The 12,483-nt window shown below is 54.4% G+C and carries 11 protein-coding genes; 7 read left to right on the top strand and 4 right to left on the bottom strand.

Annotated elements, in window-relative coordinates:
- The first annotated feature begins 222 nt into the window (after positions 1-222).
- On the top strand, positions 223-864 hold the full coding sequence (gene msrA, locus QMN93_RS09605) for a peptide-methionine (S)-S-oxide reductase MsrA (protein ID WP_029741954.1): 642 nt from the start codon (positions 223-225) through the stop codon (positions 862-864).
- Between the two features lie 254 nt (positions 865-1,118).
- Positions 1,119-2,456, top strand: a complete 1,338-nt coding sequence (locus tag QMN93_RS09600) for a hemolysin family protein (protein ID WP_032662457.1) — start codon at positions 1,119-1,121, stop codon at positions 2,454-2,456.
- A gap of 71 nt (positions 2,457-2,527) precedes the next feature.
- Here QMN93_RS09600 and QMN93_RS09595 read toward each other — a convergent pair whose 3' ends face one another.
- Positions 2,528-2,734: a DUF1107 domain-containing protein gene (locus tag QMN93_RS09595; RefSeq protein WP_008501430.1), complete on the bottom strand. Its 207-nt coding sequence runs from the start codon at positions 2,732-2,734 to the stop codon at positions 2,528-2,530.
- Between the two features lie 324 nt (positions 2,735-3,058).
- On the opposite strand from QMN93_RS09595, the gene QMN93_RS09590 reads away from it, so the two are divergent.
- Positions 3,059-3,616 (top strand): YtfJ family protein, encoded by a 558-nt coding sequence (locus QMN93_RS09590; protein ID WP_047059492.1) that lies wholly within the window; start codon positions 3,059-3,061, stop codon positions 3,614-3,616.
- On the opposite strand, the gene cysQ is transcribed toward QMN93_RS09590, so the two are convergent.
- Entirely contained in the window at positions 3,610-4,350 is a 741-nt protein-coding gene (gene cysQ, locus QMN93_RS09585; protein WP_193138793.1) for a 3'(2'),5'-bisphosphate nucleotidase CysQ, read from the bottom strand. The genes QMN93_RS09590 and cysQ overlap by 7 nt on opposite strands.
- Before the next feature lie 190 nt (positions 4,351-4,540).
- Between cysQ and QMN93_RS09580 the strand changes: the two genes are divergently transcribed.
- Positions 4,541-6,484, top strand: a complete 1,944-nt coding sequence (locus tag QMN93_RS09580; protein WP_064673132.1) for a bifunctional 2',3'-cyclic-nucleotide 2'-phosphodiesterase/3'-nucleotidase — start codon at positions 4,541-4,543, stop codon at positions 6,482-6,484.
- 553 nt (positions 6,485-7,037) lie between these two features.
- On the opposite strand, the gene QMN93_RS09575 is transcribed toward QMN93_RS09580, so the two are convergent.
- On the bottom strand, positions 7,038-7,424 hold the full coding sequence (locus tag QMN93_RS09575) for a helix-turn-helix domain-containing protein (protein WP_032651400.1): 387 nt from the start codon (positions 7,422-7,424) through the stop codon (positions 7,038-7,040).
- A gap of 84 nt (positions 7,425-7,508) precedes the next feature.
- Between QMN93_RS09575 and QMN93_RS09570 the strand changes: the two genes are divergently transcribed.
- Positions 7,509-8,357 carry an SDR family oxidoreductase gene (locus tag QMN93_RS09570; protein ID WP_033144480.1) on the top strand — a complete coding sequence of 283 codons (849 nt, stop codon included), beginning with the start codon at positions 7,509-7,511 and terminating at the stop codon, positions 8,355-8,357.
- A gap of 85 nt (positions 8,358-8,442) precedes the next feature.
- On the opposite strand, the gene QMN93_RS09565 is transcribed toward QMN93_RS09570, so the two are convergent.
- Positions 8,443-9,897, bottom strand: coding sequence for a beta-ketoacyl synthase (locus tag QMN93_RS09565; RefSeq protein WP_226852590.1), 1,455 nt, complete (start codon positions 9,895-9,897; stop codon positions 8,443-8,445).
- Positions 9,898-10,517: 620 nt separating this feature from the next.
- On the opposite strand from QMN93_RS09565, the gene QMN93_RS09560 reads away from it, so the two are divergent.
- Both QMN93_RS09560 and QMN93_RS09555 read left to right on the top strand, forming a co-directional pair.
- On the top strand, positions 10,518-11,561 hold the full coding sequence (locus QMN93_RS09560) for a GlxA family transcriptional regulator (protein ID WP_226852589.1): 1,044 nt from the start codon (positions 10,518-10,520) through the stop codon (positions 11,559-11,561).
- A gap of 48 nt (positions 11,562-11,609) precedes the next feature.
- Positions 11,610-12,434, top strand: coding sequence for an AraC family transcriptional regulator (locus QMN93_RS09555; protein WP_064673129.1), 825 nt, complete (start codon positions 11,610-11,612; stop codon positions 12,432-12,434).
- Positions 12,435-12,483: the final 49 nt, after the last annotated feature.

The following is a 12,483-nucleotide window of genomic DNA, read 5'->3' as shown; positions in this document are numbered from 1 at the left end:
TTTCTCCTGAATATCCCTGTTTCCACCCTGGAAGCAAATGAAGTACCGCTCCGCGGCAAAATACGGCCTGTTGGCCAAAAACCCAAATCACGGGTTGAAAACGGGTGTAACACCCAAATATTTCTTATGATTAAATCTAGACTCATTCAGCGCATTTATTGTGTTCAATTAAACGCTTCGTGACAACCTTAACCGAAACATCGCACCCCGGGAGGCCCCATCGTGAGTTTATTCGACAAAAAGCATCTGGTTTCACAAACTGATGCATTACCGGGACGCAACACCCCTATGCCTGTGGCGACCTTACACGCCGTCAATAACCATTCCATGACCAACGTGCCGGAGGGAATGGAAATCGCCCTGTTCGCCATGGGCTGCTTCTGGGGCGTTGAGCGCCTCTTCTGGCAGCTGCCCGGCGTTTACAGCACGGCGGCTGGCTACACGGGCGGCTACACGCCGAATCCTACCTATCGCGAAGTCTGCTCCGGCGAAACCGGGCATGCGGAAGCGGTACGCGTGGTCTATGACCCTGCAGTCATCAGCTACGAGCAGCTCCTGCAGGTCTTCTGGGAAAACCACGACCCGGCGCAGGGCATGCGTCAGGGCAACGACCACGGCACACAGTACCGTTCGGCCATTTATCCGCTCACGCCCGAACAGGATGCCGCCGCGCGCGCCAGCCTTGAGCGTTTCCAGCAGGCCATGCGTGAAGCGGGCGATACGCGCGAGGTGACGACGGAAATCACCACCGCGAAACCGTTCTACTATGCCGAGGACGATCACCAGCAGTATCTGCATAAAAACCCGTACGGCTACTGCGGTATCGGGGGCATCGGCGTCTGCCTGCCGCCACAGCTGGCCTGATTATCGACCCAGCGCCACGCGAGCCGCGTGGCGCTCAAAGAAGCGACAGCGTTGTCTCATAGCTTAACATCCATCCACCAGCCGCCCTCGCCGGCCATCTTCGCCAAATTGTGACCTCTGGCAGATTTACATCTCTTTACGCTATACTACCCGCTGAAATAATCGGCTCAACGCTACGAGCTGATTTTCAATGTGTTTTCACACAAATGGTATCAACTCCCCTTCTGAGGATCTGGCGAGAAGCCGGATAAACTATGTTAAACAGTATTTTAGTAATACTTTGTCTGATTGCCGTCAGCGCGTTTTTCTCAATATCTGAGATCTCGCTGGCCGCGTCCCGTAAAATCAAACTGAAGCTGCTTGCCGATGAAGGCAACATCAATGCTACCCGTATCCTGAAAATGCAGGAAAACCCCGGGATGTTCTTCACCGTGGTGCAGATTGGCCTCAACGCGGTCGCCATTCTCGGCGGTATCGTGGGTGATGCGGCGTTTTCTCCGGCGTTTTATAGTCTGTTTGTTAAGTACATGTCCGTTGAACTGGCCGAACAGCTGAGCTTTATCCTCTCCTTCTCGCTGGTAACCGGCCTGTTCATCCTCTTTGCAGACCTGACCCCGAAACGCATCGGTATGATTGCGCCAGAAGCTGTGGCTTTGCGTATCATCAACCCGATGCGCTTCTGTCTGTACGTGTTTCGTCCGCTGGTGTGGTTCTTCAACGGCCTGGCGAACGTCATTTTCCGCATCTTTAAGCTGCCAATGGTGCGTAAAGACGACATCACCTCTGACGACATTTATGCGGTGGTTGAAGCCGGCGCGCTGGCCGGGGTGCTGCGCAAGCAGGAGCACGAGCTGATTGAGAACGTGTTCGAGCTGGAATCCCGTACCGTGCCGTCTTCCATGACGGGCCGTGAAAACATTATCTGGTTCGATTTACATGAAGATGAGCAGAGCCTGAAGAACAAAGTAGCGCAGCATCCGCACTCTAAGTTCCTGGTCTGTAATGAAGATATCGACCACATCATCGGTTACGTCGACTCCAAAGACCTGCTGAACCGCGTGCTGGCAAACCAGAGCCTGGCGCTCAACAGCGGCGTGCAGATCCGCAATACCCTGATTGTGCCGGACACTCTGACGCTCTCAGAAGCGCTGGAAAGTTTCAAAACCGCCGGGGAAGACTTCGCGGTTATCATGAACGAATACGCGCTGGTGGTGGGTATTATCACCCTGAACGACGTGATGACCACGCTGATGGGCGACCTGGTTGGCCAGGGGCTGGAAGAGCAGATTGTTCAGCGTGACGATAATTCGTGGCTGATTGATGGCGGCACACCGATTGAAGACGTGATGCGCGTGCTGGATATCGACGAGTTCCCGCAGTCCGGCAACTACGAGACCATCGGCGGCTTTATGATGTTTATGCTGCGTAAGATCCCGAAACGTACCGACTCGGTGAAGTTCTCCGGCTACAAGTTTGAAGTGGTGGATATTGATAACTACCGCATCGACCAGCTGCTGGTGACGCGCATCGATAACAAACCGACCGTACTGGTACCGAAGCTGCCGGACGCGGAAGAGAAGGTGTCGGCGTAAAGTACCAGCCTCTACAAACATCAACGGCTCCCATTGGGAGCCGTTTTTTTAACTACTGCATAGCACGTTGGTTAAGCCATCTCAGTCTGCAGACGCATAACCTGACGGTTGACTTCGGACATCACAGACAGGTGCTGTTTGTCCTTCACTTTTGGGACAAGGATCTTGCCCTTATCAAACTCAAAAGCGCCAACATCCTTGATGTACAACCGTCCACGGAACAGGATCTTCACGTACTTCGCCACCTGAAGCGGGTTGTAGCGTTGGAAAATTTTCATTCTTGTATCTCCTGCGAATCATACGCTCTTGCGGTGCCACAATCGGCCCGACTGTCCTGAGCGCAAATTTTAATGCCCAATGACTATAGACCAGAACTACGGTGTTACCCAGTGTGCATAAGTTTATTTACCGTTTGATTACAATTATTCAGAATAATCTTTGCAAAGCGTGACCGGGCGCAGTATAAGCCGTCGTTTTTTCATGGATATGTGCGTTCGCCCGCAAACTGGCATCGGGATTGCGGGAAAACCCCATTGATCGCACTTATGATTAAAAGCGCAAGACCAAGTGGTCGGATCACCTGCAAACAATAAGGAAACGCCATGACCCTACGTAATATCCTTGCAGCAGCCTGCCTGCTGCTGCCACTGTGGGCTTCCGCTCACAACATTGAAAAAGGACAACGTGTACCGCCAGTCGGCATTGCTGACCGGGGAGAATTGATTCTCGACAATGATAAGTTTAGCTACAAAGCCTGGAATAGCGCGCAGCTCGCGGGCAAAGTGAGAGTTGTACAACATATTGCCGGTCGTACATCCGCAAAAGAGAAAAATGCTACCCTGGTGGAAGCGATCAAGGCCGCAAAATTCCCTCACGACCGCTACCAGACGACCACCATTGTTAACACCGACGACGCCATTCCGGGCTCCGGGATGTTTGTGCGCTCAAGCCTTGAGAGCAATAAAAAGCTCTATCCGTGGTCGCAGTTTATCGTCGACAGCAACGGCGTAACCCGTAAGGCCTGGCAGCTGGAAGAAGAGAGCTCCGCGATTATCGTGCTGGATAAAGAGGGTCGCGTACAGTGGGCGAAAGACGGCGCGTTAACCCAGGAAGAGGTGCAGCAGGTTGTCGACCTGCTGCATAAGCTGCTGGCTCAGTAAATAGAGACGCGGAAGCCGGGGTTGAGGAAGGATTCGCGCGGGGTATAGTCCAGCGGCTTGCCCTGCCAGTCATGAACATGCGCCCCGGCGGCCGCGGCAACGGCATGACCTGCCGCGGTATCCCAGACGTTGGTTGGCCCAAAGCGAGGGTAGAGCTGCGCATGGCCTTCCGCCACCAGGCAGAATTTCAGCGATGAGCCAATCGAGGTGGTCTGGTGTTCACCCAGCTGCTGCAGGTACTCCTGCAGCTCGCTGTCGCTGTGCGAGCGGCTAATCACCACCAGCGGTGGACGCGCATCGCGCACCTGGATCTGCTTGCGCACGCCGCACTCTTCCTTCCACGCCTTCCCTTCTGCAGCGCTGTACATCACCTTCATCACCGGCGCGTAGACCACGCCCAGCACCGCTTTGCCCTTCTCAATCAGGGCGATATTGACGGTGAATTCACCGTTGCGCTTGATGAACTCTTTTGTCCCGTCCAGCGGATCGACCAGCCAGTAACGCTGCCAGTGCTGGCGCTCGTCCCAGCTTTGCGGCGCTTCTTCTGACAGAACGGGGATATCCGGCGTTAAAACCTGTAATCCTTTCAGGATCACCTTATGCGCCGCGATATCCGCCGCCGTGACCGGAGAGTCGTCGGCCTTGCTGACCACCTCCATAGGTTTACTACCGTCATACACCTGCATGATGGCATCTCCCGCATCCCGTGCGAGCTGACAAATTTTATCTAGCATTTTCCACCTCTTTGTTAACGCAGTGAGGTTAACTCTTTGTTTTAGTTATATCGTAATGTGAACAATTCCGCTATCTGTGAAGCAATTCCGGTTTCAGGTTACTTTTTTCTGTCAGGATTCACATTTCTGTAAGCAACAAGCTATAGATACATACTCTTTTGTGCTCTGCATCGAAAAAAGGACTCCTCTGATGATTAAGTTTAGTGCAACGCTTCTGGCGACGCTGATTGCAGCAAGCGTACAGGCGGCGACGGTAGATCTGCGTATTCTGGAAACGACCGATCTGCACAGCAACATGATGGACTTCGATTACTACAAAGATACCCCGACGGAAAAATTCGGCCTGGTACGCACGGCAAGCCTGATCGATGCGGCGCGTGGCGAAGTGAAAAACAGCGTGCTGGTCGACAATGGCGATCTCATTCAGGGCAGTCCTCTCGGGGATTACATGGCGACCAGGGGGCTGAAAAAAGGCGAGATCCATCCTGTTTATAAAGCGATGAACACCCTGGACTATACCGTCGGCAACCTCGGCAACCACGAATTCAACTACGGTCTAAAATACCTGCATGACGCCCTGGCCGGTGCGAAATTCCCGTACGTTAACGCCAATATCATCGACGTTAAGACGCAAAAGCCGCTCTTTACCCCTTACCTGATTAAAGAGACAAACGTCGTCGACCAGGACGGTAAAAAACAGACGCTGAAAATCGGCTATATCGGTTTTGTGCCGCCGCAGATCATGACGTGGGATAAGGCCAACCTCGACGGCAAAGTGACCGTTAACGACATCACCGAAACCGCGCGGAAATACGTGCCGGAAATGCGCGAAAAAGGCGCCGATCTGGTGGTCGTTGTCGCCCACTCGGGTCTCTCCGCCGATCCGTATCAGGCCATGGCAGAAAACTCCGTTTACTATCTGAGTGAAGTCCCGGGCGTCGACGCGATCCTGTTCGGCCACGCCCACGCGGTCTTCCCGGGCAAAGATTTCGCCAGCATCAAAGGAGCGGACATTGAGAAAGGGACGCTCAACGGCGTGCCTTCGGTGATGCCGGGCATGTGGGGCGACCATCTTGGCGTGGTGGATCTGGTGCTGAATAACGACGGCGGCAGCTGGAAGGTGACGCAGTCAAAAGCCGAAGCGCGCCCGATTTACGACGCTGCGGCTAAAAAATCTCTGGCGGCGGAAGATAAAAAACTGGTCGACGTGCTGAAGCACGATCACGACGCCACGCGCGAATTCGTCAGCAAGCCGATCGGCAAATCCGCCGATAACATGTACAGCTTCCTGGCGCTGGTGCAGGACGACCCGACCGTTCAGGTCGTCAACATGGCGCAGAAAGCCTATGCGGAACACTTTGTGCAGGGCGATCCGGATCTGGCAAAACTGCCGGTTCTGTCAGCGGCTGCGCCATTCAAGGTGGGCGGGCGTAAGAACGACCCGGCAAGCTATGTTGAAGTCGAAAAGGGCCAGCTGACCTTCCGTAACGCCGCCGATCTCTATCTCTACCCGAACACGCTGGTGGTGGTAAAAGCGACGGGCCAGGAGGTGAAAGAGTGGCTGGAGTGCTCTGCCGGACAGTTTAACCAGATTGACCCGCACAGCAGTAAGCCGCAGTCGCTGATTAACTGGGACGGCTTCCGTACCTATAACTTCGACGTGATCGACGGCGTGAACTACCAGATTGACGTCACCCAGCCGGCGAAATATGACGGCGAGTGTCAGGCGATCAACCCGCAGGCGGAGCGCATCAAAAACCTGACCTTCAACGGCAAGGCGATCGACCCGAATGCCACCTTCCTGGTCGTGACCAATAACTACCGCGCCTACGGCGGTAAGTTTGCCGGTACGGGAGATAGCCACATCGCCTTTGCCTCGCCGGATGAGAACCGCTCGGTGCTGGCGGCGTGGATCAGCGCGGAGTCGAAGAAGGCGGGCGAAATTCATCCGGCGGTGGACAACAACTGGCGTCTCGCGCCGATCCACAGCGATACGAAACTGGATATCCGCTTTGAAACGTCGCCATCCGATAAAGCAGCCGCGTTTATCAAGGATAAAGCCCAGTATCCGATGAAGAAGGTCGCAACGGATGATATCGGGTTCGCGATTTATCAGGTGGATTTGAGCAAGTAAAAACAAAACGGCAACATACGTTGCCGTTTTTCGTGTTTGTTCCCTCTCCCTATGGGAGAGGGGTCCTCAGTAATTTTCCAACTCGAAGCGATGAATATTTCTTCAGAAAAATTAATGAATTGCAGCGATGCCCTGGTCCGGTTGTAAATCGCCGAAGCGTTTCCGCAAGGCCGGGGCGAGGCGCAAGGATGCGCCGAGAGGGCGTGGCCTGCAGGGATGCAGGCTCATGCCCGACCCGATAGCCTGAAGGAATAAGCTGAGGACAAAATTGCCGGGAGCAATTTTGGACAGCGCCTGAGCTGGCCCTGAAAGGGTGAGCCCCAGGGATGGGGCGAGCAATCCGCGAAGCGGCGATTTACCGCCGGGAGCCCGGGTCGCCAGGGCGGCGGCGATTGAGCCGCCCTGGCACGTTCACAGGCCATGTCGTTACAGAGTAGCAAGGAACATAAAGTGAACGGAATGACCACCAGAGTTATATGTTCCCCCTCACCCCAGCCCTCTCCCTCAAGGGAGAGGGGGTCGCCCACGCAGGCATTAGGTCAGGGTGAAGACATCAGGCCGCACGATCGTCCCTGTTCGCCATCACCTTCGGGGTATTCACCTCAATCCAGTCCGCCAGCGCGGCGACTTTCTCGCTGACCTCAATCCCCATCGGCGTCAGACTATACTCTACGTGCGGCGGCACCACCGGATACGACACGCGATCGACAAACCCGTCCAGCTCCAGCGCCTGGAGTGACTGCGACAGCATCTTTTCGCTCACCCCGCCCATTTTACGGCGCAGATCGCTAAAGCGATGCGTTCCCTGGCGCAGGGCCAGCAGAATCAGGACACCCCAGCGGCTGGTCACGTGTTTGAGCACCTCGCGTGAAGGACACTGTTCCGCGAAAAGATTGCCATCGCGCATTTGTTCGCTGAGCGTCGGTATCGTTGTTTTCATACTTACCTTTTTGTACGTACTTACTAAAAGTTAGCTATGGTGCTAGTGTGCCACAACACCAGACAAACACGAAGGAGATTCATCATGATCGCGATTACCGGTGCTACCGGCCAGCTTGGCCATCTCGTTATCGAACAGCTGTTGAAAACCGTACCGGCCAGCCAGATTGTGGCCATCGTACGTAACCCGGCGAAAGCGCAGGCCTTAAGCCAGCAGGGAATTGTGGTTCGCCAGGCGGACTACACGGATGAAGCCGCATTCACCGCCGCGCTGAGCGGCGTGGATAAGCTGCTGCTGATCTCTTCCAGCGAAGTCGGCCAGCGCGCAACCCAGCACCAGAACGTGATTAACGCCGCCAAAACGGCAGGCGTGAAATTTATCGCCTACACCAGCCTGCTGCATGCGGACAACTCCCCGCTGGGTCTGCACGTTGAACACGTTGCCACTGAAAAAGCGCTGGCGGCGTCCGGCATCCCTTATGCCCTGCTGCGCAATGGCTGGTATACCGAAAACTACCTGGCGAGCGCGCCGCCTGCGCTGGAACACGGCGTGTTTATTGGTGCGGCAGGCGAAGGCAAAATTGCCTCTGCCACCCGTGCCGACTATGCCGCGGCGGCCGCCAAAGTGATCGCAGAAGAGGGCCACGCGGGCAAGGTCTACGAACTGGCGGGCGACCACGGCTGGACGCTGAGCGAACTGGCGGCTGAACTCAGCAAACAGAGCGGGAAGCCGGTAACCTACCAGAATCTCAGTGAAGCGGATTTTGCCGCCGCGCTGAAAAGCGTCGGTCTGCCTGCCGGGCTGGCAGATATGCTGGCGGACTCCGATGTGGGTGCGTCCAAAGGGGGACTCTTTGACGATAGCCATACGCTGAGCAAGCTGATCGGGCGCGCAACGACCCCGCTGGCGCAGAGCATTAAAGCCATTCTTTAACGGTGTCACCGTTCTTTCCTGCGGCCGGGTGATTTCCCTTACCCGGCCCGCTCATATTTATTAATAATAAAATCAGATATAACGATTAAAAGTCCGGGTATTCTTTATCCGTCGCGTACGTTATCGGTTTTTCAAATCCGGGAATGGTGATGCCATTCATATCAATCTTAATATCTTCCTCATTTATCCCCTGCTGGCCGAAACGATAAATGACATTGAGTTCACCCTGCGAGGCCGCCTCGTCGTAGGCGTTAGCCTGACGTCGCACCTGGCGGTTACGCTGCTGATAATTCGCAAACACCGTTTCCCCATAGCGTTTGCGCAACCATTGATGGGTAAGCTTTGGCGAGTAAACTACCCCCGTGGCATTATTACCGCCAAAGCCTTTTGAATTAATAAAGGCGATTTGTCCCTGGCCTTCCTCTAATTTGCAGTCCTGAAGAGGAATGGTTAAGCGCGCATTGTTCACCTGCGGCGCGATGTGGGACACGCTTTTAATTCCCGGCAAAATACCATAGCGGAAGACGCCGAGGCAGCCGATAAGCTGGTCGCCGCTGGCGGGGCCCAGGGAGTGACCGAGGTACGATTTCACCGCCGTCACCGGCCAGTCGCGAATCGAAAAAGCTTGCGCAACGCGGTCAAAAATATCGGCCTCGGAGACGCAATTCTTCGGCGTGCTTGAGCCGTGCGCCTGAATAAACGATCCCTTCTGCACCGTCTCTATCCCGGCCATCGATACCGCAGAGGCTACGGCTTTCGCCATGGTGATGTAATTCCCCGGCCCCGTTGACGCAATAGAGCGTTTAAAGCCGTCAGCGTTGATGAAGACATTCCCCACCGAACCGTGGATCTCTGCGCCAAGCTGCAGCGCCAGCTCGTCGTCCATTAACACGACATACTGGCTGGATTCTGCGATAACAAAACCGCAGCTGTTGCCAAACGGGCGGCTGCTGTTGCGCCAGTCGGCCGTTTCCGTTTCATCAATGTGCTTAAGCTTGCTCTCCGTTGCCAGGGCGCCCATGGCATCGAATCCTTCAATCACTTCTGAGGTGACCGGCGCTTCGGCGCTGCCAACGACGGCTACGCGAATGCGCCCCGCTTTGATATCCTCAACTGCCGCATTCAGGTTATACAGAAACGTGGCACACGCCCCCAGCGTGGCGCTGGTATGACCGACGCTACCCAGCACATACGCATTGAGGAAATCGGCGCACATGCTGTTCAGGCCCAGCGGGCACTGTTTGGCGCTGACGCGATGGCCTTTCAGGCGCGACTGCAGCATCCCGCCAAAGCCATAATCGTCGAGCTGCCCCATGATATTGCCCGAATAGACGCCGAGCTGATCCGGCGTGATTTTGGCCTGTACCTCTCGCCACGGGATCCCCAGCGCGTTGATGGCGTCTGACGCTCCGACAATCGCCATTTGTAACGCCCGCGGATGGAACTGCGAATTGTAATGGTCGCCCGGACGGAATCCCTGCGGCAACAGCCCTGCAGCCTGAACCTCCGTGCGCAGCAACGCCTCAATTTTGCAGTCCATCTCTCCCTGAACGGTAATACGGACACGCCGATCCGCTAATTCCTCAACGTGCCATCCCGCCGGTAAGGGTTGAGGTAATTGCCTGGCAGATATATTAAAACTGAATCCCTCTTCGCCTGAAGCCATATTCAATTTTGCATGGCCGGCAATAGCATCGACATCAAAGTAGTCGCGCGTAATATTTCTGATAAGGGTTCCCTCAAGCACCTCGTCTTTTATCCTCGCGGCGGCCTGAGCAGGTGTAAATCTTTTACCGGAAATGTCGCAATACCCACCTTCATCATATTTAAGGACGCCCATCAGGTTGGCTAACGATAATAACGTATCCTGCCGTTCCTCTTCCGATAATGACTCAATAATCATTCGACGAAATGCATGATGTGAAGAACTACGCCCAGCTGGACCATAGCCGCCAAAAGCCGTTATTACGGGTAATTTCACCATAATTTATTCTCTCGTGGTCGTGGATTTATTTTATTAAGCAAGTGCGATAATTTCAGATATTAGTTTACAAATTACCAACAAAAGCTAATATGAAAATCCAGCCAAAACGCTGACTTTTTTGGCCACGGCAACGATGAGCCACCAAAAATAATAGTCAAAACAGGTATTAATCAAAAATGACAAATACACAAATAGGATTTGTGTTATGTGAACGCATGCTAAGTTCCGGTCTCAGTCTTCCGATTGAAATGTGGAAAGCGGCAGCCAGTAGCTATTTAGCTGAGCAAAAAAAAACATCCCACGCAGGCACGCACAAACCGGAGAAGTCACCCTTCAGGCTCTGTCGCCCGGAGAATATTCTGAAGGTGAATACCATTGGCATAAACAGCGAGCCCATTCTGACGCACAGTGGTTTTAGCATTACCGCCGATACCACCCTTGCCGCAGACAGACACTATGACGTTATCTATCTTCCTGCCCTGTGGCGCAATCCTCGCGCGGTGGTCAGACAAGAGCCTGAACTTCTGGAATGGCTGACCGAGCAGGCCGCGCGAGGAACCCGCATCGCCGCCGTCGGAACGGGCTGCTGTTTTCTGGCGGAGTCGGGATTGCTCAACGGAAAGCCTGCCACCACCCACTGGCACTACTTCAAACAATTCTCGCGCGACTACCCCAGCGTAAAATTACAGACAAAACATTTTCTCACTCAGGCCGATAATATTTTCTGCGCCGCAAGCGTTAAGGCCCTGTCAGATCTGACAATTCATTTTATTGAAACGATATACGGGAAACGTGTAGCCACCCATACTCAACGGACATTTTTCCATGAAATTCGTAGCCAGTTTGAACGTCAGTGTTATAGTGAAGAAAACAAGCCCCATCCGGATGAAGATATTGTTCAAATTCAGATCTGGATAAAAGCCAACTGCGCCTCGGATATATCCATGCAGAATCTTGCAGATATGGCTGGCATGAGTTTGCGCAACTTTAATCGCCGCTTTAAAAATGCCACCGACATGTCCCCACTGCAGTATTTATTAACCGCCAGAATTGAATCCGCCATGACAATGCTGCAATCCACCAATCTGTGTATTCAGGAGATTGCAAATGCGGTTGGATATCAGGATATTGCGCACTTTAATCGCCAGTTTAAGCATAAAACAACGGTTTCACCGGGGGATTACCGTAAGACCGTCCGGGCAAAGATGTTTAGTGCATAAACTGCGGTCATCTCTGATAATGAAAAGATGACCACGAGGAGGCTCAACGTGCAAGGCGTACCGGAACAGTTTAATGATGAAAGAGACAGCGCGCGCTTTCGCCATCTGGCGCAGTTGCCGGGTCTGGAGCTTTATCACGCGCATATTTCTGACTACGCCTTTGAGCCTCACACTCATGAAGCCTTCGGGATCGGCACGATTGAAACAGGTGCCGAACGCTTTCGCTATCGCGGTACCCAGCATCTCGCGGCGGAAAAATCCGTCGTCACCATGAACCCGGACGAGATCCATACCGGCGAATCCGCCACCGAAGGCGGCTGGCGCTACCGGATGGTCTATATCGAACCCGATCTGCTGGAAGAGGTGACCGGCCTCCGGCACTGGTGGTTTAGCGATGTCACGCGTCATGACCCGCTGCGCTCGCAGCAAATCGGCAGGCTGATTTACGGCTTGTGGCATACGGACGAGCCGCTTGCGCAAAAAGGATTACTGCTGGATCTGATTGAGACCTTCCAGCCGCTGGCCCATCACGCGCCGGTGATTCAGGAAGGCGCGCACCGCTTCGAACGCGTGCGCGAGTACCTGCACGACAACTACATGCACTCCCTGACTCTGGACGAGCTGGCCAGCGTCGTTTCGCTCAGCCCGTACCACTTCCAGCGCCAGTTCAAAGCCCATTTTCACGTTACGCCGCACCAGATGCTGATGGCCATTCGCCTCTGGCGCGCTAAAGCGTTCCTCACCCACGGCATGCCCGCCGCCGAAGTGGCAGCCGCGACCGGGCTGACCGACCAGTCCCATTTAACCCGCGCGTTTACCCGCCGCTACGGCATTACGCCCGTGCGCTACCAGAAGCAGGTCACCCGGCGCTAATGCGCAATCTCATACAATACGCGCGCATTTTCCCCTCCTACACTGCATG

Origin of the sequence: Enterobacter sp. R-1.6.2, assembly GCF_035064085.1 — a bacterium.
Lineage (GTDB): Bacteria > Pseudomonadota > Gammaproteobacteria > Enterobacterales > Enterobacteriaceae > Enterobacter > Enterobacter asburiae_B.
Note: the sequence above shows the minus strand (reverse complement) of the source record. Positions and strands in the feature narration are given on the sequence as shown.

What these genes read in the sequence shown, in the direction of transcription:
- QMN93_RS09600 (WP_032662457.1), top strand. Translation starts at nt 1,119, where the DNA reads ATGTTAAACAGTATTTTAGTAATACTTTGTCTGATTGCCGTCAGCGCG.
- QMN93_RS09595 (WP_008501430.1), bottom strand. Translation starts at nt 2,734, where the DNA reads ATGAAAATTTTCCAACGCTACAACCCGCTTCAGGTGGCGAAGTACGTG.
- QMN93_RS09590 (WP_047059492.1), top strand. Translation starts at nt 3,059, where the DNA reads ATGACCCTACGTAATATCCTTGCAGCAGCCTGCCTGCTGCTGCCACTG.
- cysQ (WP_193138793.1), bottom strand. Translation starts at nt 4,350, where the DNA reads ATGCTAGATAAAATTTGTCAGCTCGCACGGGATGCGGGAGATGCCATC.
- QMN93_RS09580 (WP_064673132.1), top strand. Translation starts at nt 4,541, where the DNA reads ATGATTAAGTTTAGTGCAACGCTTCTGGCGACGCTGATTGCAGCAAGC.
- QMN93_RS09575 (WP_032651400.1), bottom strand. Translation starts at nt 7,424, where the DNA reads ATGAAAACAACGATACCGACGCTCAGCGAACAAATGCGCGATGGCAAT.
- QMN93_RS09570 (WP_033144480.1), top strand. Translation starts at nt 7,509, where the DNA reads ATGATCGCGATTACCGGTGCTACCGGCCAGCTTGGCCATCTCGTTATC.
- QMN93_RS09565 (WP_226852590.1), bottom strand. Translation starts at nt 9,897, where the DNA reads ATGGACTGCAAAATTGAGGCGTTGCTGCGCACGGAGGTTCAGGCTGCA.
- QMN93_RS09560 (WP_226852589.1), top strand. Translation starts at nt 10,518, where the DNA reads ATGACAAATACACAAATAGGATTTGTGTTATGTGAACGCATGCTAAGT.